14 protein-coding genes, 1 tRNA gene and 1 pseudogene are annotated in these 18,630 nt (G+C 68.0%); 11 read left to right on the top strand and 5 right to left on the bottom strand.

What is annotated here, in order from left to right; genetic code table 11:
• The first annotated feature begins 25 nt into the window (after positions 1-25).
• Complete coding sequence (locus KXD96_RS15145) at positions 26-460, top strand: hypothetical protein (protein ID WP_260736842.1); 435 nt, start codon at positions 26-28, stop codon at positions 458-460.
• Here the strand turns inward: KXD96_RS15145 and coaE are convergent.
• The 3 genes from coaE to polA form a co-directional block, all read right to left on the bottom strand.
• Complete coding sequence (gene coaE / locus KXD96_RS15140; RefSeq protein WP_260736839.1) at positions 440-1,654, bottom strand: dephospho-CoA kinase; 1,215 nt, start codon at positions 1,652-1,654, stop codon at positions 440-442. The genes KXD96_RS15145 and coaE overlap by 21 nt on opposite strands.
• A 13-nt stretch (positions 1,655-1,667) precedes the next feature.
• Positions 1,668-3,110, bottom strand: coding sequence for a 30S ribosomal protein S1 (rpsA, locus tag KXD96_RS15135; RefSeq protein ID WP_260736836.1), 1,443 nt, complete (start codon positions 3,108-3,110; stop codon positions 1,668-1,670).
• 206 nt (positions 3,111-3,316) lie between these two features.
• Positions 3,317-5,977 (bottom strand): DNA polymerase I, encoded by a 2,661-nt coding sequence (gene polA / locus KXD96_RS15130; RefSeq protein WP_260745395.1) that lies wholly within the window; start codon positions 5,975-5,977, stop codon positions 3,317-3,319.
• Between the two features lie 146 nt (positions 5,978-6,123).
• Here polA and KXD96_RS15125 point away from each other — a divergent pair, with 146 nt between their 5' ends.
• Positions 6,124-6,564, top strand: a complete 441-nt coding sequence (locus KXD96_RS15125) for a Zn-ribbon domain-containing OB-fold protein (RefSeq protein WP_260736834.1) — start codon at positions 6,124-6,126, stop codon at positions 6,562-6,564.
• Positions 6,561-7,769 carry a lipid-transfer protein gene (locus tag KXD96_RS15120; RefSeq protein ID WP_260745394.1) on the top strand — a complete coding sequence of 403 codons (1,209 nt, stop codon included), beginning with the start codon at positions 6,561-6,563 and terminating at the stop codon, positions 7,767-7,769. Before KXD96_RS15125 ends, KXD96_RS15120 begins: the two co-directional genes overlap by 4 nt.
• A gap of 149 nt (positions 7,770-7,918) precedes the next feature.
• Here the strand turns inward: KXD96_RS15120 and KXD96_RS15115 are convergent, their stop codons facing one another.
• Positions 7,919-8,533 (bottom strand): ANTAR domain-containing response regulator, encoded by a 615-nt coding sequence (locus KXD96_RS15115; RefSeq protein WP_260736824.1) that lies wholly within the window; start codon positions 8,531-8,533, stop codon positions 7,919-7,921.
• A gap of 113 nt (positions 8,534-8,646) precedes the next feature.
• Here KXD96_RS15115 and KXD96_RS15110 point away from each other — a divergent pair.
• From KXD96_RS15110 to cydC, 8 genes and pseudogenes are all read left to right on the top strand, one after another.
• Positions 8,647-8,720, top strand: a tRNA-Leu gene (locus KXD96_RS15110).
• A gap of 10 nt (positions 8,721-8,730) precedes the next feature.
• The gene (locus KXD96_RS15105) at positions 8,731-9,222 is read left to right on the top strand and encodes a DUF488 family protein (protein WP_260736822.1); all 492 of its coding nucleotides are present in this window, start codon (positions 8,731-8,733) and stop codon (positions 9,220-9,222) included.
• A 71-nt stretch (positions 9,223-9,293) separates the two neighbouring features.
• Positions 9,294-10,634 carry an adenylate/guanylate cyclase domain-containing protein gene (locus KXD96_RS15100; protein WP_260736820.1) on the top strand — a complete coding sequence of 447 codons (1,341 nt, stop codon included), beginning with the start codon at positions 9,294-9,296 and terminating at the stop codon, positions 10,632-10,634.
• A gap of 28 nt (positions 10,635-10,662) precedes the next feature.
• The gene (locus tag KXD96_RS15095) at positions 10,663-11,253 is read left to right on the top strand and encodes an HdeD family acid-resistance protein (RefSeq protein WP_260736819.1); all 591 of its coding nucleotides are present in this window, start codon (positions 10,663-10,665) and stop codon (positions 11,251-11,253) included.
• Positions 11,254-11,338: 85 nt separating this feature from the next.
• Entirely contained in the window at positions 11,339-12,811 is a 1,473-nt protein-coding gene (locus KXD96_RS15090; RefSeq protein ID WP_260736817.1) for a cytochrome ubiquinol oxidase subunit I, read from the top strand.
• A 34-nt stretch (positions 12,812-12,845) separates the two neighbouring features.
• Positions 12,846-13,886: a cytochrome d ubiquinol oxidase subunit II gene (gene cydB / locus KXD96_RS15085; RefSeq protein ID WP_260736816.1), complete on the top strand. Its 1,041-nt coding sequence runs from the start codon at positions 12,846-12,848 to the stop codon at positions 13,884-13,886.
• Positions 13,887-13,984: 98 nt separating this feature from the next.
• On the top strand, positions 13,985-15,577 hold the full coding sequence (gene cydD / locus KXD96_RS15080) for a thiol reductant ABC exporter subunit CydD (RefSeq protein WP_260745393.1): 1,593 nt from the start codon (positions 13,985-13,987) through the stop codon (positions 15,575-15,577).
• Positions 15,564-17,302: pseudogene (gene cydC / locus KXD96_RS15075) on the top strand (thiol reductant ABC exporter subunit CydC). The gene cydD and the pseudogene cydC overlap by 14 nt, the downstream one beginning before the upstream one ends.
• Here the strand turns inward: cydC and KXD96_RS15070 are convergent.
• Positions 17,215-18,612: a bifunctional lysylphosphatidylglycerol flippase/synthetase MprF gene (locus KXD96_RS15070; RefSeq protein ID WP_260736814.1), complete on the bottom strand. Its 1,398-nt coding sequence runs from the start codon at positions 18,610-18,612 to the stop codon at positions 17,215-17,217. The pseudogene cydC and the gene KXD96_RS15070 overlap by 88 nt on opposite strands.
• Positions 18,613-18,630: the final 18 nt, after the last annotated feature.

The following is an 18,630-nucleotide window of genomic DNA, read 5'->3' as shown; positions in this document are numbered from 1 at the left end:
CACGCTCAGCGTAGTGTCAGCGACTATGAATCGCACCGGCCGCAGGCTGCTGCCGATCACCGCGGTGGCGCTCATCGCCGTTGGCTCCCAGCTGAGTACGGCGACCGCCCGGGCAGACCTGCACAACATCACCTACCGCGCCAGGATCGACGCCCTGACTACCGGCAGCCAGGCCACCTTCATCATCACCGGCAGTCAGACGAACACCACCAACCTTCCGTCCATGCCCGGCAACGTGTTCGAGGCCAACACGGTGCTGCCCGACCCGCGGCAAGCCGGCATGCGGATAGTGCTTCACTTCCCCTACGCGGCGAACGTGCACTGCGAGATCGACGTCGACGACAACGTTTTCACCCAGGCCGACGCATTCGTCCGGCCCGCGGCCGGGAATGCCGATCCCAATAGCGGTGCGCTGCAGTGCGGTGCGACTCCCAACCTGCTAGGGCTGCCATCCGGTTGAGTCGGCCCACTCCCACGCGCGCCGGTAGGCCTCGAGGAACCATGGCTCCTTGAAGTCGACGTAGGACGCGGTGTCGCCCTCGGCCTGAGCTGTGGCCGACTGCTTGACGGCCAGGTAGTCGGCGCGCGCCTCGGGGTTGGCCGACAGCCAGGCGACGAACAACAGGGCGAACTGCTGATTGGGCCAGCCATCCACCCGGATATGCACATTGGTCGGGCGCCCCGGATCAGCCGAGGCATGAATTCGTTTGCCCCACAACGCCGCATCGTCACCGTGGTCGTAGCGGTCGACGGCGCTGCGGGCCGCGGGCTTGGCGACGTCGGAGGTGATGCGCTCGATCCGCGGGTAACCGGCGGCGAGCAGCGGCTCGGCGAGTTCGTCGGCGACCGCCAGGGATTCGACGGTGATCTGCACGTCGATGACGTCCTTGGCGGGGAGATCCGGCACGGCGGTCGAACCGATGTGGTCGACGCGCATCGCCCGGTGGCCGCAGGCGGTCCTCAGCCGGTTGGCGATCCGCCGCGCCTGATCCGGCCAGCTCGGGTCGGGCGGCACCAACCGCGCCGCCGCCCGGGCGACCTGACGCCGACTCAGGTTGTGCGCGAAGGGCAGTATCCGGTTGTCCCACACGTCATGGGCCCGGCGCACCAAGTCGTCCGGGGTGCCGGAGTTGTCGACCCAGATGTCGGCGACGGCGCGGCGCTGCTCGTCGGTGGCCTGCGCGGCGATCCTGGCGCGGGCGTCCTCTTCGGGCATGCCGCGCTTCTCGACCAGCCGCCGCAGCCGCACCTCGACGTCGGCGTACACGATCACGACGAGCGGGAAAAGCGGCGCCATCCCCGATTCGACCAGCAGCGGAATGTCCTCGACGACAACGGCATCGTCGGGCACCGACGCGATGATTTCCGCACGGCGCTTGCCCACCAACGGATGCACGATGCCGTTCAGCCGCTGGCGCGTTTCGTCGTCCCGGAACGCCTTGGCCGCCAACGCGGGACGATCCAGCGACCCGTCGGGCAGCAGGATGTCGTGACCGAAGGCTTCGACAAGCGCCGCCAGGCCCTCGGTGCCCGGCTGGACCACCTCGCGCGCGATGACGTCGCCGTCGACGATGACCGCACCGCATTTCGCGAAGATGGCGGACAGCGCCGACTTCCCGGCGCCGATGCCACCGGTCAACCCGATACGCAGCATTGCGTGACCGCGGTTAGGCGTTGCCGGCGAGTTTCTCCCGCAGAGCGGCCAATTGGGCGTCGCTGGCCAGCGAACCGCCGGCCGCTTTCTCCGCAGGCGCACCGTTGCCGGTCGACTGCTCCGCACCGTGCCCGGCGGCCTCGGCCGCGGCGAACTTCTCCATCTGCGCGGTGTGCATCTTGTGCCGGCGCTCGGCCTCGGCGTAACGGGCCTCCCACTCGGCGCGCTGCTTCTCGAATCCCTCGAGCCATTCGTTGGTCTCGGCGTCGAAGCCCTCGGGGAAGATGTAGTTGCCCTGCTCGTCGTAGCTGTCGGCCATGCCGTACTTCGCCGGGTCGAACTCCTCGGTGTAGTCCTCGTTGGCCTGCTTGAGCGACAACGAGATCCGGCGGCGCTCCAGGTCGATGTCGATGACCTTGACCATCGCGTCGTCGCCGACGGCAACCACCTGGTCGGGCACCTCGACGTGGCGCTCGGCCAGCTCGGAGATGTGCACCAGGCCCTCGATGCCCTCCTCGACGCGGACGAACGCGCCGAACGGCACCAGCTTGGTGACCTTGCCGGGCACGATCTGGCCGATGGCGTGCGTGCGGGCGAAGTGCCGCCACGGGTCTTCCTGAGTCGCCTTGAGCGACAACGAAACCCGCTCGCGGTCCATGTCGACGTCGAGCACCTCGACGGTGACCTCGTCGCCGACCTGGACCACCTCGGACGGGTGGTCGATGTGCTTCCAGGACAGCTCGGAGACGTGCACCAGGCCGTCCACGCCGCCGAGGTCGACGAACGCGCCGAAGTTGACGATGGAGGAGACGACACCCTTGCGGATGGCGCCCTTTTGCAGCTGGTTGAGGAACTCGCTGCGCACCTCGGACTGGGTCTGCTCCAGCCAGGCCCGGCGGCTCAGCACCACGTTGTTGCGGTTCTTGTCCAGCTCGATGATCTTGGCCTCGATCTCCTTGCCGATGTACGGCTGCAGATCGCGGACCCGACGCATCTCGACCAGCGACGCGGGCAGGAAGCCACGCAGGCCGATGTCGAGGATCAGGCCACCCTTGACCACCTCGATGACGGTGCCCTTGACGGCCTCGTCCTTGTCCTTGAGCGCCTCGATGGTGCCCCAGGCGCGCTCGTACTGCGCGCGCTTCTTGGACAGGATCAGTCGGCCCTCTTTGTCCTCCTTGGTGAGGACCAGGGCCTCGACCTCATCACCGACGGAAACGACCTCGCTGGGGTCGACATCGTGCTTGATGGAGAGCTCGCGGGCGGGGATGACGCCCTCGGTCTTGTAGCCGATGTCGAGGAGCACCTCGTCCCGGTCCACTTTGACGATCGTCCCCTCCACGATGTCGCCATCGTTGAAGTACTTGATCGTTTTGTCTATTGCGGCAAGAAAATCCTCGCTGGAGCCAATGTCGTTGACGGCTACTTGGGGCGAGGTGACGGTGGGACTCGGCATGTGGTGGGTTGCTCCGGACAGGTTGGGTCGTAGGGACAAAATTGGGATTTATCTGTTGAGGTTACTCGACTGCGTACACGCTGGCCAAACTCGGGCGGCGCGCCATCGGCGCCACTGCGGCCATTTGCCGCGATGAAAGTGACGACAGCGCGAATTTCGCGCCAATTTTTTCGCCATCGGATCATGCTCGGCGGTCAATGCGCCGGTCAATGCGCCGCCGCGTCCCACGAGCGGCCGTAACCCACCGAAACCTCCAGCGGGACGTCGAGCGGATAGGCGCCGCCCATCCTCTCGCGCGCCAGCGCCTCGAGCCGGTCCCGCTCCCCGGGCGCGACTTCGAACAACAGTTCGTCGTGCACCTGCAGCAGCATGCGGGATTTCAGTCCGGCCTCTTTGATCGCCTTGTCGACCTCGATCATCGCCACCTTGATGATGTCGGCGGCGCTGCCCTGGATGGGCGCGTTGAGCGCCGCCCGCTCGGCGGCCTCGCGCACCTGGCGGTTACTGCTGTCCAGCTCGGGCAGGTAGCGGCGGCGGCCCAGCACCGTCGAGGTGTAGCCGTCCTTGCGGGCCTGCTCCACGACGTTCATCAGGTAGTCGCGCACCCCGCCGAACCGGGCGAAGTAGGCGTCCATCTGGTCCTTGGCTTCCTCGGTGGAGATCTTCAACTGCTGCGACAGGCCGTAGGCGCTCAACCCGTAGGCCAGCCCGTACGACATCGCCTTGACCCGGCGGCGCAGCTCGGGGGTGACCTCCTCGATCGGCACCCCGAATGCCCGCGAGGCGACGAACGAGTGCAGGTCCTCCCCCGTGTTGAAGGCCTCGATCAGCCCTTCGTCCCGGGACAGGTGCGCCATGATCCGCATCTCGATCTGGCTGTAGTCGGCGGTCATCAGCTCGCTGTAGCCGTCGCCGACCACGAACGCGTCGCGGATCCGCCGGCCGGCCTCGGTGCGGATCGGAATGTTCTGCAGGTTCGGCTCCGTCGACGACAGCCGGCCCGTCGCCGCGATGGTCTGGTTGAACGTGGTGTGGATGCGCCCGTCGGAGGCCACCGAGTTCAGCAACCCGTCGACGGTCACCTTGAGCCGGGTGGCGTCGCGGTGGGTGAGCAGGTGCTGCAGGAACGGGTGGCCGGTCTTGTCGAACAGCGACTGCAGGGCGTCGGCGTCGGTGGTGTAGCCGGTCTTGGTGCGCTTGGACTTCGGCATCTGAAGCTCGTCGAAGAGCACCGCCTGCAACTGTTTTGGCGAGCCGAGGTTGATCTGCTTGCCGATCACCCCGTAGGCCGCTTCGGCCGCGTCGCGGATCTGGTGGGCGAAGTCGCTCTGCAGCTCGGTCAGCAGATCCAAATCGACTGCGATACCGGTGTGTTCCATACCCGCCAGCACCCGCTGCACCGGCAACTCCATGCCGCCCAACAGCGACGTGGAGTTGATGCGGGCCAGCTCCTCGTCGAGCGCATCGGCCAGATCCAGCACCGCCATGGCACGCAGGATCAGCGTCTGCACCGCCTGGTCGTCCGTTCCGTCAGTGTCGTCGAGTAGCGAAAGCTGTTGCTGCTCAGGGCTTTCGGCACGCAGTTCGCGGCGCAGGTAGCGCAACGACAGGTCTTCGAGGGAGAAGCTGCGCTGGCCGGGCCGCACCAGGTAGGCGGCCAGCGCGGTATCGGAGGTGACGCCGGCCAGCGTCCAGCCCCGTCCCGCGAGGTCGTGCATCGCCAGCTTGGCTTCGTGCAGCGCCTTGGGCGCGCCCGGGTCGGCCAGCCAGGACGCCAGCGCCGCCTCGTCGCCGGGATCCAGCGCCGAGGTGTCGATGTAGCGGCCCTCCCCGTCGGCGGACACGATGGCCAGCGCGGTGGCGTCGGCGTCGTAGGCCAGGTGGGTGCCGACGACGGCCAGGCCGAAGCGCTTGCCCGAGCCGTGCTCGGCCAGCCACGCCGCCAGCTCGCCGGGCTGCAGCGCGCCGCCGCGCACGTCGAAACCCTCGTCGACCTCGGGCTCCACGGCCGCCAGGGTGTCGAACAGCCGGTCGCGCAACACCCGGAACTCCAGGTCGTCGAAGAGGCGGTGGATGTGGTCGCGGTCCCACGGCTGCATGCGCAGCGTGTCCGGGGTCTGCGCCAGCGGCACGTCTTTGACGAGATCGGTGAGCTCCCGGTTGCGGATCACGCCGGCCAGGTTGGCCCGCAGCGCGTCGCCGACCTTGCCGCGCACCGAGTCGACGTTGTCCACCAGCCCCTGCAGCGAGCCGTATTCGGCGATCCACTTGGACGCGGTCTTCTCCCCGACGCCGGGGATGCCGGGCAGGTTGTCGCTGGGATCCCCACGCAGGGCGGCGAAGTCGGGGTACTGCGCGGGGGTCAACCCGTACTTTTCGACGACGGCCTCCGGGGTGAACCGGGTGAGTTCGCTGACGCCCTTGCGCGGGTAGAGGACGGTCACGTCGTCGCTGACCAACTGCAGGGAGTCCCGGTCGCCGGTGACGACCAGGACGCGGAAGCCCTCGCGCTCCGCCTGGGTGGCCAGGGTCGCGATGAGGTCGTCGGCCTCGAAGCCGGGCTCGGCCAGCACCGTGATGCCCAGCGCGTTCAGCACTTCCTTGGTGATGTCGATCTGGCCGTGGAACTCGTCGGGCGTCGACGCGCGGTTGGCCTTGTATTCCGGGTACCGCTCGGAGCGGAAGGTCTGGCGGGACACGTCGAACGCCGCCGCGACGTGCGTCGGGGCCTCGTCGCGCAACAGGTTGATCAGCATCGCGGTGAAGCCGTAGACCGCGTTGGTGGTCAGGCCGCCGCGGGTCTTGAAATTCTCGGCGGGCAGCGCATAGAACGCGCGGAAGGCGAGCGAATTGCCGTCGAGCAACATCAGTGTCGGCTTGGTTCGTTCCTCGGTCTTCTGAGCGGTAGCGGCGGGCACGGCTATCACTCTAGGCACCCAGACCGACGAGCCAGCCGCTGCCGCGGAACTGCAACACGTTTCAGTTTTAGGGTGGGGCTGGGTAGTCTGGCCGAGTGCCAGAGGTCACCAGCCAAGAACCCGCGATCGACGGGTGGTTCGCCACAGACGACGCCGGAAGCACCCACCTGATCGGCAGCAAGTGCCCCGAGTGCGGCACCTACGTCTTCCCGCCGCGGGAGAACAACTGCCCCAACCCCGGCTGCTGCAGCGACACACTAGAGTCCGTCGCGTTGTCCCGTCGGGGCACGCTGTGGAGCTACACCGAAAACCGGTATCCGCCCCCGCCGCCCTACCCCGCCCCGGATCCCTTCGAGCCCTTCGCCATTGCCGCGGTCGAGCTGGCCGATGAGGGACTCATTGTGCTGGGCAAGGTTGTCGAGGGGACGCTGGCCGCCGATTTGAAGGTCGGCATGGAGATGGAGCTGACCACCATGCCGCTGTTCACCGACGACGACGGCGTGCAGCGCATCGTGTACGCGTGGAAGGTGGCCTGACCATGAGTACGCCCGAACCGCTCTACATCCTCGGCGCCGGAATGCACCCGTGGGGCAAGTGGGGCCGCGACTTCACCGAATACGGGGTGGTCGCCGCGCGCGCCGCGCTGGCCGAGGCCGGCCTGGACTGGCGGCAGATCCAGCTGGTCGCCGGCGCGGACACCATTCGCAACGGCTACCCGGGCTTCATCGCCGGGTCGACGTTCGCCCAGAAGCTCGGCTGGAACGGCGTGCCGGTCAGCTCGAGCTACGCCGCGTGCGCCAGCGGCTCGCAGGCGCTGCAGAGCGCGCGCGCCCAGATCCTGGCCGGTTTCTGCGACGTCGCGCTGGTGATCGGCGCCGACACCACCCCGAAGGGCGCGTTCGCCCCCGTCGGCGGGGAACGCAAGAACGATCCCGACTGGCAGCGGTTCCACTTGATCGGCGCGATGAACCCGGTGTATTTCGCGCTGCTGGCGCGCCGCCGGATGGACCTCTACGGCGCGACGGCCGATGACTTCGCTCAGGTGAAGGTGAAGAACTCGCGGCACGGCCTACAGAACCCGAACGCCCGCTACCGCAAGGAAGCATCGGTCGATGACGTGCTCGCCAGCCCGGTGGTGGCCGACCCGTTGCGGCAGCTCGACATCTGCGCCACCTCCGACGGCGCGGCGGCCCTGATCGTGGCCGGCGCCGAGTTCGCCCGCAAGCACCTGGGCTCGCTCGACGGCGTGCCGTCGGTGCGCGCGGTCAGCACGGTCACCCCCCGCTACCCGCAGCACCTGCCCGAATTACCGGACATCGCAACGGATTCCACCGCCGCGGTGCCCGCGCCGGACCGGGTGTTCAAGGACCAGATCCTGGACGCGGCCTACGCCGAGGCGGGCATCGGACCCGAGGACGTCAGCCTGGCCGAGGTCTACGACCTGTCCACCGCGCTGGAGCTCGACTGGTACGAGCACCTCGGGCTCTGCCCCAAGGGTGAGGCCGAGGCGCTGTTGCGCAGCGGCGCGACCACCATCGGCGGCAAGGTGCCGGTCAACCCGTCGGGCGGGCTGGCCTGCTTCGGCGAGGCCATCCCCGCGCAGGCCATCGCGCAGGTGTGCGAGCTCACCTGGCAGCTGCGGGGTCAGGCGACCGGCCGGCAGGTGGAGAACGCCACCGTCGGCGTCACCGCCAACCAGGGCCTGTTCGGGCACGGCTCGTCGGTGATCGTCGCGCGCTAGGGCGCACTTAACCCGCCGCGATTTGTGCGGGCTCGACGCGGCTCACCACATCGAGTGTGCGATGGCGGCTTTCGGTGTGCACCCAAGGCGAGATTTCTGCGGTTTTGTCGCCCTGGACGCACACGCAAAGCCGTCAACGCACACTCGAATTACTCGTCGGGTGTGTCGAGGGTTTCCAGGACGACTTCGGCGACGCGTTTCATGGTGGTCCGCCGGTCCATGGCGGCGCGCTGAATCCACTTGAACGCCTCGGGCTCGGTCATGCCCTGCTTGGCCTGCAGCAGGCCCTTGGCGCGTTCGACGAGCTTTCGGGTCTCCAGCCGCTCGGACAGCGTCGCCACTTCGCGTTCCAGCTCGCTGATTTCGGCGAAGCGGCTGACCGCCAACTCGATAGCCGGAATCAGGTCGCTGATCGTAAAGGGCTTCACCAGGTAGGCCATCGCCCCGGCATCGCGGGCCCGTTCGACCAAGTCGCGCTGGCTGAACGCGGTCAGCACCACGATCGGTGCGATGCGCTTGCTGGCGATCTCCGACGCCGCGTCGATCCCGTCGCGGCGCGGCATCTTCACGTCCATGATCACCAAGTCGGGCTTATGTTGTTCGGCCAGCTCGACGGCTTCCTGTCCGTCGCCGGCCTCCCCGACGATGTCGTAACCCTCCTCTCGCAGCATCTCGGCGAGGTCCATGCGGATGAGCGCTTCGTCTTCAGCGATCAGGACCCGGCGCGGCACGGCGGCGTCGGTGTCGGTCGTGGGGCCTGTCATGTCGGACATTGTGTCGTGAACGCCGCAAACCAGCGACCTCGGGGGCGGTGAGACGGTGGCCGGCACCAAATCCTTTATGGTGGGAGGCTGCCTCTAAGGTAGGAGGCCGGTAAGCCCTCGTATCCCAACTGGCAGAGGAAACGGACTCAAAACCCGTCCAGTGTGGGTTCGAATCCCACCGAGGGCACTCTGTGACAATGCTGTACACCATCGGCCACGGGGCGAAAACCGCCGAGGAAATCACCGCCGCGCTTCGCCGGCACGGCATCACGCTGTTGGTCGACGTCCGCAGTTTTCCCGGGTCCCGGCGCAACCCCGACGTGTCGAAGGAAGCGATGCCGGACTGGCTGGGCGCCGCCGGGATCGCCTATCGCCACGAACCGGATCTCGGTGGGCGACGCAAGCCGCCCACCGAACCGGTACCGCGCGACCTGTGGTGGCAAAACCGGGCATTCGCCAACTACGCGGCCCACACCCGCACGCCGGGCTTTCAAGCCGCATACGAGCGGCTGCTGCGCGATGCCGACGCGTGCAACGTGGCGGTGATGTGCGGGGAGCCGACCTGGTGGCGCTGCCACCGCCGCATGATCGCCGACCTGGCCACCCGGGACGGACACGAGGTGTGCCACATCATGCCCAACGGGGCACTCTCGCCACACCACATGTCCGACTGGCTCGCAACCGATTGACTGGACAGCCGCCTCGGCGCCGGCGCGGTAACACGGCCGACAAACGCGTGCTCAGCGGTTACGCTTTGAACGTGGCGGCAAAGAAATGCGGCGCCCCAACCGTATCGGATGGCTCATCGAGACGCCCGGACTACGTGGCCGTGGTGCGGGCACAGACGCGCGACCGCCATCAGCACTACGCCGCCGCGGCCGCCCGCCGGGCCCGGGTCCTGACCATCACCGCGTGGCTGGCCGTCACCGTGAGCGTGAGCTTCGTCCTGGTGCAGATCTTCAGCGGAAGCTGGTTGTGGCAGGTCAGCTCGATCAACGTCCTCGGCGCCATGGTCTTCGCTGCGGTGCCGTGGCTGCAGCGATTCGGCGAACTGATTGCCCCGCTGACCTTTCTGGGCACGGCCTACGTGTCGGTCTTCGCCAGCTGCGTGGACGTCGGCACCAGGTCGGGAGCACAACTCTTCTTCCTGGTGGGCGCCTGCATCGTTGTGCTGTTGCTGGGCATCGAACACATCGTTTTGGCGTCCGCGCTGGCCGCCGTGGCCGCCGGTCTGATCATCGCGGTCGAATTCCTGATCCCCCGCGACACCGGGCTGCAGCCGGCCTGGGTGCAATCGACCGGTTTTGTCGTCACAACGATCTCCAGCGTCGTGATGGTCGTCGTGACCGTGTGGTTCGCTCTGCGTGACACCGCACGCGCCGAGGCAGAAATGGAGGCGCAGTACGACCGCTCGGAGGCGTTGCTGTCCAACATGTTGCCGGCCAGCATCGCCGAGCGGCTCAAGGAGCCCGACCGCGGCGTGATCGCCGACAAGTACGACGTGGCCTCGGTCCTGTTCGCCGATATCGTCGGATTCACCGAGCGGGCCAGCAGCACGGCGCCGGCCGACCTGGTGCGCTTTCTCGACCGGCTGTACAGCGCTTTCGACGCGCTCGTGGACAAGCACGGCCTCGAGAAGATCAAAGTCAGCGGCGACTCGTACATGGTGGTCAGCGGCGTCCCGCGCGCCAGGCCCGACCACGCCCAGGCGCTCGCGGACTTCGCCCTCGAGATGGCCAATGTTGCGGCCGGACTGCAGGATCCGCACGGCAACGTCGTTCCGCTGCGGGTGGGCATGGCGTGCGGGCCCGTGGTCGCCGGTGTCGTGGGCTCCCGCCGCTTCTTCTATGACGTGTGGGGCGACGCCGTCAATGTCGCGTCCCGGATGGAATCCACCGACTCGGTGGGCCGAATTCAGGTGCCCCAGGCCATGTACGAGCGTCTCAAGGACGAATTCGTGTTGCAGGAGCGCGGCCACATCGACGTCAAAGGTAAAGGACTCATGCGTACCTGGTATCTGATCGGGCGCAAGGCGGCCAGCGAAACCACCAAGGAAACCACCGATCTGTCGGCCGAGGCTTCACGTAGGGCCCACGTGTAGCCGAAGTGCTCTATACCCAGGGCGGCGTTTGTGCCAGACTGCGGCCATGCAAACTACACCTGGATCTCCCCCTGCTCCAAGTTTGTTGCCCCATCTGTGGAAATCGACCTTGTTGTCGGGATTCCTCTCGCTCGTCCTTGGCGTCCTGATCCTGGCCTGGCCCGGCAGGACCGTCCTGGTCGCCGCCGTCCTCTTCGGTGTCTATCTGCTGATCACCGGTTTCGCGCAGGTGCTCTTCGCGTTCAGCCTGCATGTTTCGGCGGGCAGCCGGATCTTGTTGTTCATCAGCGGAGCAGCGTCGCTGATCCTGGCACTGTTGGCATTCCGCCATTTCGGTAACGCAATCCTGTTGCTGGCCATCTGGATTGGGATCGGCTTCATCTTCCGCGGTGTGGCCACGACGGTTTCGGCCATCCAGGACCCGCAGCTGCCGGGGCGGGGATGGGCGATCTTCATCGGCGTGATCAGTCTGCTCGCCGGCATCGTCGTCCTGGCATCACCGCTGGAATCGATTGTCACGCTGGCACTCGTGGTCGGGGTGTGGTTCGTGGTCCTCGGCATCTTCGAAATCGTGTCGTCCTTCGGCATCCGGAAGGCTTCGAAGAACCTGGCCGGCTGAGGCGGCCCTCGGTAGCGCCACCCCCGGCTTTCTACTACAGTTCGTAGTAGCCGTGCGTACGGCTCCGTTTTTGGGGAGATGACGGATGAATGTCGTCGATATTTCGCGGTGGCAGTTCGGTATCACCACCGTCTACCACTTCATCTTCGTGCCGCTCACGATCGGTCTGGCACCCCTGCTGGCCGTCATGCAGACGGTGTGGGTGGCCACCGGGGACACCGCGTGGTATCGGCTCACCAAGTTCTTCGGCAAGTTATTCCTGATCAACTTCGCCATCGGCGTGGCGACGGGGATCGTCCAGGAATTTCAGTTCGGCATGAACTGGAGCGAGTACTCGCGGTTCGTCGGCGACATCTTCGGCGCGCCCCTGGCCATGGAAGGGTTGTTCGCCTTCTTCTTCGAGTCCACCTTCATCGGATTGTGGATCTTCGGCTGGGACCGCCTGCCGAAGTTGATACACCTGGCGTGCATCTGGATCGTCGCGATCGGTGTCAACGTGTCGGCGTTCTTCATCATCGTGGCGAACTCGTTCATGCAACATCCGGTCGGCGCGCACTACAACCCGGCGACACATCGGGCCGAGCTGCACAGCATCACCGCGCTGCTGGGCAATAACACTGCGCGATGGGCATTTACCCACACGGTCACCGGCGCGTTGCTGACCGCAGCGACGTTCGTCGCCGCCGTCAGCGCTTGGTTCCTGGTCCGTTCCCGCCGCGCCGAAACCGCCACCCCCGCCGGCGAATCCAACGCCCGCACCATGTTTCGCCCGGCGGCCATCCTGGGCTGCTGGGTGGTGCTGCTCGCCGCCGTCGGCCTGTTCTTCACCGGCGACAAGCAGGGCAAGCTGATGTTCGTTCAGCAACCGATGAAGATGGCGTCGGCCGAGACGTTGTGTGACACCCAGACGGACCCCGACTTTTCCATTCTGACCGTCGGCAGGCACAACAACTGTGACGGGGTCAAGGGTGTCATCGAGGTGCCCTACGTGCTGCCGTTCCTCGCCCAGGGCCGGACCAGCGACGTGACGTTGCAGGGCGTGCGCGATATCCAGCGGGACTTCGAGCAGCGGTTCGGCCCGGATGACTACAAGCCCAACCTGTTCGTCACCTACTGGTCGTTCCGCGCGATGATCGGCTTCCTTGCCATTCCGGTGTTGTTCGCGCTCGCGGCGCTGTGGGTCACCCGCGGTGGCCGGGTGCCCAACCAGCGATGGTTTTCCTGGCTGGCGCTGCTGACCATTCCCACGCCGTTCCTGGCGAACATCTCCGGGTGGGTGTTCACCGAAATGGGCCGGCAACCCTGGATCGTGGCGCCCAATCCGACCGGCGACCAACAGGTTCGGTTCACGGTCCGTGAAGCCGTCTCACAACATGCGCCCGGCATGGTCATCACCTCCCTGGTGACCTTCACCCTCGTCTACGCCGTGCTCGCGGTCATCTGGTTCTTCCTGCTCAAGCGTTACATCACCGAAGGGCCGCGGGAACACGACGCCGAACCGGCTCCCCCGCCGGCGCCCGGCGAGGAAGAGGTGGCACCGCTTTCGTTCGCCTATTAGGCCGGGACCCACGAACTTGGAAAGGAGCTGACCGATGGGACTGCAACAGTTGTGGTTCGGCATCATCGGGTTGCTGTTCGTCGGTTTCTTCGTGCTGGAGGGCTTCGACTTCGGGGTGGGCATGTTGATGGAGCCGCTCGCGCGCCTCGGCATCGGTGATCCCGAACCCATCCGGCGCACGGCGCTGAATACCATCGGCCCGGTCTGGGACGGCAACGAGGTCTGGCTGATCGTCGGCGGCGCAGCGATGTTCGCCGCCTTTCCCGGCTGGTACGCCACCGTGTTCTCCACGCTGTACCTGCCGCTGCTGGCGATCCTCTTCGGCATGATCCTGCGCGCCGTGGCGATTGAGTGGCGCGGCAAGATCGACGACACGAAGTGGCGCGGCTGGGCAGATTTCGGCATGGCCGCCGGGTCGTGGCTGCCGGCGCTGCTGTGGGGCGTGGCGTTCGCCATCCTGGTCCGTGGCCTTCCGGTGGACGCCCGCGGCCACGTCAACCTGTCGATCACCGACGTGCTCAACGCCTACACCCTGCTGGGCGGTTTGGCCACCGCCGGGCTGTTCCTGCTCTACGGCGCGGTGTTCATCTCGCTGAAGACCTCGGGCGCCATCCGCGACGACGCCCATCGGCTGGCGGTGTGGCTGTCGCTTCCGGTGACCGGATTGGTTGCGGGCTTCGGGGTTTGGACCCAACTGGCCTACGGCAAGGACTGGACCTGGCTGGTGCTCGCGGTCGCGGTGGTGGCGCAGCTGGCGGCGGTGCTGTTGGTGTGGCGGCGCGTGTCCGACGGCTGGGCGTTCGCGTGCGCGGCGACCGTCGTTGTGGCCGTGGTGATCCTGTTGTTCGGTGCGCTATACCCCAACCTGGTGCCCTCGACGCTGAACACAGAGTGGAGCGTGACGATCTACAACGCCTCGTCGACGCCCTACACCCTCAAGGTCATGACATGGGTGACCGCGTTCATGGCCCCGCTGACGGTGGTGTACCAGGCCTGGACGTATTGGGTATTCCGGCAACGCATCTCGGCGGATCGGATACCGCCGTCCATCGGCCTGGCGAGGCGTGCGTCCTGAGCGCAACGGACTCGCCGCCCGGCTCACGCGCGCGGGGCCCACTGGACCCGCGACTGTGGCGGGCATCGACCTCCTTGCGCCGCTACCTGACCGCGACGGTGTGCTGCGGGGTGGTGATCTCCGGCTGCGCGATCGGCTCGGCGATCGTGCTCGCGAGCGTGGTCGCCCGCGCCGTCGGCGATCACTCGGCGCGCAGCCTGCGCGCCTGGCTCGGGCCGCTGTCGATCCTGGTGGCGCTATGGACGATTCGCACGCTCGCGCACTGGGTTCAGGCCCGGCTGGGCCAACGCGGCGCCAGCGCGGTCATCGCAGATCTGTCCGGTCAGGTGCTGACGGCGGTGACCGCCCGCCAGCCCGGTGAACTCGCCGCCCAGCGGGACGACGCCGCGGTGGTGGTCACCCGGGGTCTCGACGGCCTCCGTCCCTACTTCACCGGGTACCTGCCCACGTTGCTGCTCGCCGGCATCCTGACCCCGGCGACCGTCGCCGTGATCGCGGCCTACGACCTGAAATCGGCGGCGATCGTGGCGATCACCCTGCCGCTCATACCGATCTTCATGGTGCTGATCGGCCTGGCGACCGCCGACCGGTCGGCGGCGGCATTGGCCGCCATGACGACCCTGCAGGGCCGCTTACTCGACCTCATCGCCGGCATCCCCACCCTGCGGGCGCTGGGACGCAGCCGGGGACCCGAACACCGCATCGCCGAACTCGCTGCCGCGCACCGGCGCTCGGCCATGGCCACGCTCCGGATCGCCTTCCTGTCGGCGCTCGTGCTGGAACTGCTCGCGACGCTGGGGGTGGCGCTGATCGCGGTCGGCATCGGGATGCGCCTGGTGTTCGGCCAGATGACACTGGCGACCGGCCTCACGGTGCTGCTGCTGGCGCCCGATGTCTACTGGCCGCTGCGCCGGATCGGCGTCGAATTCCATGCCGCGCAGGACGGCAGGACCGCCGCCGACAAGGCCTTCGCCCTCATCGGCGGGCCGGCCCACCCGAAGAAGACCCAGGATCGCACGGTCAGCGCCCGCGGGGCGGAGATCCGCCTCGACAGGCTCAGCGTCGCAGGCCGCGACGGCGACGCGCCGCGCGACCTCACCGCGCTCATCGAACCGGGCTCGGTGACGGTGCTGACCGGACGCAATGGCGCCGGCAAGAGCACGGCGCTGCAGGCGATCACCGGTATCACCGTGCCGTCATCCGGCCGAGTCACCGTCGACGGGATCGACGTCACCGACCTGGACCCGGCCGCATGGTGGCGGCAGTTGTCCTGGCTGCCGCAGCGCCCGGCGCTCGTCCCGGGCACGGTCCGCGACAACCTGGCGCTGTTCGGCGACCTGGGCGACCTTGAGAAGGCTTGCGCGGCTTCCGATTTCGATACCGTGCTGGCCGGCCTGCCCGACGGGCCGGACACCCTGCTCGGCCGCGGCGGCGTCGGCCTGTCGTTGGGGCAGCGGCAACGGCTCGGCCTGGCCCGAGCGCTCGGGTCGACCGCGGCGGTGCTGTTGCTCGACGAGCCAACGGCGCACCTGGACGCCCGCGCCGAGCAACGCGTGCTGCGGGCGATCGTGGAGCGCGCCCGTGCCGGGGCCACCGTGGTCGTCGTCGGGCACCGCGAACCGGTTCTGGCCATCGGTGACCGGGTCGTGGAGGTGGTCGCCGACAGCGGGGCGCGTTATGCCGCAGTCTGATCCGCTCTTGGCGGCCGCACCGCTGCTGCGTCCGAGACTCCCCCGCATCGCGGCGGCCATCGCGCTCGGCGTGCTGTCGCTCGGCAGCGCGCTGGCGCTGGCCGGCGTCTCGGCCTGGCTCATCACGCGCGCCTGGCAGATGCCGCCCGTGCTGGACCTGTCAGTCGCGGCCGTCGCGGTGCGCGCGTTCGCGATTTCGCGGGGCGTGCTGCACTACTGCGAGCGACTGGTCACCCACGACGCCGCGCTGCGTGCGGCCGGCACCGCCCGGGCGGGGATCTATCACCGGCTGGCCCACGGGCCCGCGGCCGACGCCATCCGCCTGCACAGCGGCGAGTTGGTGACACGAGTGGGCTCCGACGTCGAAGAACTGGCCAACGTGCTGGTGCGGGCCGTGGTGCCGATCGGTGTCGCGGCGGTGCTGGGGCTGGCGGCGACCGCCGTCGTCGCGGCCATCTCACTGTGGGCCGCAGCGGTGCTGGCGGTCTGCCTGGTGGTCGCGGGCTTCGTCGCGCCGCGGATCGCGGCGAGGGCCGCGGTCGCGCAGGAAGCCGTTGCCCGGCAGCGTCATTCCGAGCGCGACACGTCGTCGATGATCGCCCTGGAACACGCGCCCGAGCTTCGCGTCGCCGGCCTGCTGCCCCGGGTGATCGCCGAATCGCAACGCCGCCAACGGGCGTGGGGCGCCGCCCTCGACGCCGCTGCCAGACCGGCCGCCATCGCCGAGGCCGTGCCCACCGCCGCCATCGGGGCCAGCGCGCTCGGGGCGGTGGTGGCCGGCATCGGGCTGGCGTCCTCGGTCGCGCCCACCACGCTGGCCGTCCTGATGTTGTTGCCGCTCTCGGCATTCGAGGCGATGACACCGTTACCGGCCGCCGCGGTCCAGCTGACGCGGTCGCGCATCGCGGCGCGGCGGCTGCTCGACCTGACGGCGACCGACCGCCCGCGGCGGCCCGACAAACCGGCCGGAGCCGGGCCGAAACCCTTCGGCGCCGGCGTGTTGGCCGCCGACATCCGGCCCGGCCATGTCGAGGGAGGCCGACCGAACCGCATCACGCTGGACCTACCGCCGGGCGACCGGCTGGCGGTCACGGGCGCCAGTGGCTCCGGCAAGACGACGCTGTTGATGACACTCGCCGGGCTGCTGCCCCCACTGGAGGGAGCGGTGACGCTCGACGGCACCGACCTGACCGAGTTCGACGACGAGGAACTGCGCCGCGCCGTCGGCTTTTTCGCCGAGGACGCCCATGTCTTCGCCACCACCGTCCGAGACAACTTGCTGGTCGCCCGCGGGGACTGCCGAGACGACGAACTGGTGGCCGCGCTGGACGCCGTCGGGCTCGGCGCCTGGCTCGCCGGCCTTCCCGATGGCCTGTCGACTGTGTTAACCGCCGGCGCCCAAGCACTTTCGGGTGGTCAGCGCAGAAGGCTGCTGTTGGCGCGCGCTGTGCTCTCACCCGCCCGGATCGTGCTGCTCGACGAGCCCACCGAACACCTGGACGCGGCCGACGCCGAACCGATCCTGCGCGACCTGTTGGGACCGAATCCCACGCTGCTGCCCGCGGATCGGACCGTGGTGGTGGCTACCCACCACCTACCCAACGACATCGGCTGTCGCGAACTGCACGTGGATGCGCTCAGAGGTGTCGCCGGCGCGGCATGAACTCCAGCGAGAGCAACACGATCAACAGCTGGACGATCTGCGTCATCGAGACCAGGGCGTAGCGCCGGGCGTCCAGCGCGTGGAACTTACGCACGTACCGGTACAGCGACTCGAGCGCGATCAACGGGTCGAGGACATGGATCAGCCGATAGAAGACGCGCTGGGTGCGGCTTCGATCCTTCTCGTCGAAGATTTCCGGGAACGCCGCGAAGGCAAGCGAAAGCCGTTCTCCCCCATTTTCTTTGCCGGCCATGATCATGTCGATGCTGAGTCGTTCGTCGATGCCGTTGGGCGCTCCGCGCCGGCGCCACGGCACGTCGAGGGTGATGTCGCTGCCGCCGCCGGCCGTCGCGTATCGGTGAAATCCCTGCACCTTGCCCGAGGCGTCCCGGGCGATGATCAGCTGGATGCCGGGGAACCGGCCCTCCAACACACCGTCGAGGTTCATGTGGAATCCGCGTTCGGTGTGGGCCGCTTTGCTCGACGACCGCACCACCTCGGTCAACTCGGCCAGCACCTCACCGTCGAGCTCCTGTTCCGCGACGATCTCGGTGGTGATGCCGCAGTTGTGGGAGCGCTTCACCGCCTGGCGCAGGTTGCGGAACTTTCGGCCCACCATGTCGAAACCGTTGACATCGACGACCACGTCGCGCCCGATCGGCACGGCGCGCAACGACTGTCCGAGCACCGCGGCGTCGTTCCACAATCCGAGCCGCCGCTCGCTGCAGCCCACCACCGCGATGCGCCAGCCGTGGGCGTGACACATGGCGGCGAAGCCGATGACCAACTCGCGGAATCGCGTCTCGTCGCCGATCGGGTCACCGCCGACCACCGCGATGCCCAGCCGCGTCCGGTAGGCCAGCGCCGCGCTGCCGTCCGCGGTGAAGTGGTAGCTCTTGCCGGTCTGCATCGCGAATGGCGCCAGCGGGTCGTCCCTGGTGGCCTGGATCAACTTCCAGACCCGCGGCAGGTCCTCGGGATGCGGGTGCGACGACGTCGGCCACATCAGCACCATCCCGGAGCTGGCGATCACCAGGTCACCGAGCAGGTCGAACGACAGCACATGCAGGCCCAGGCCCGCCAGCACGAACGCGGCGGCCGCGGCGGCGTGCATGGCCGTCACGGGCCGGCCCAAGAAGATGCCGCGCGCGATCCATGCCACCGCGACCAGGACCGTCAGCGACCAGGCCAACCGGCCGGCGTAGTGCCAGGCCGGCTGGTAGTGATGACGGTAGAGAATTTCAACCAACCAGCAGGTGGCGATGAGCAGGGCCAGGGCACCGACCAACCGGGCCGCCCGCGAATCGACCGAGACGACGACGCGTTCGCGCGCGCGGGCCCTCACTGAGGCGTCAACGGCGGTCCCGCTCACACTCACCTCCCGATGCGC

It is taken from the genome of Mycobacterium sp. SMC-2, assembly GCF_025263485.1.
GTDB lineage: Bacteria > Actinomycetota > Actinomycetes > Mycobacteriales > Mycobacteriaceae > Mycobacterium.
Note: the sequence above shows the minus strand (reverse complement) of the source record. Positions and strands in the feature narration are given on the sequence as shown.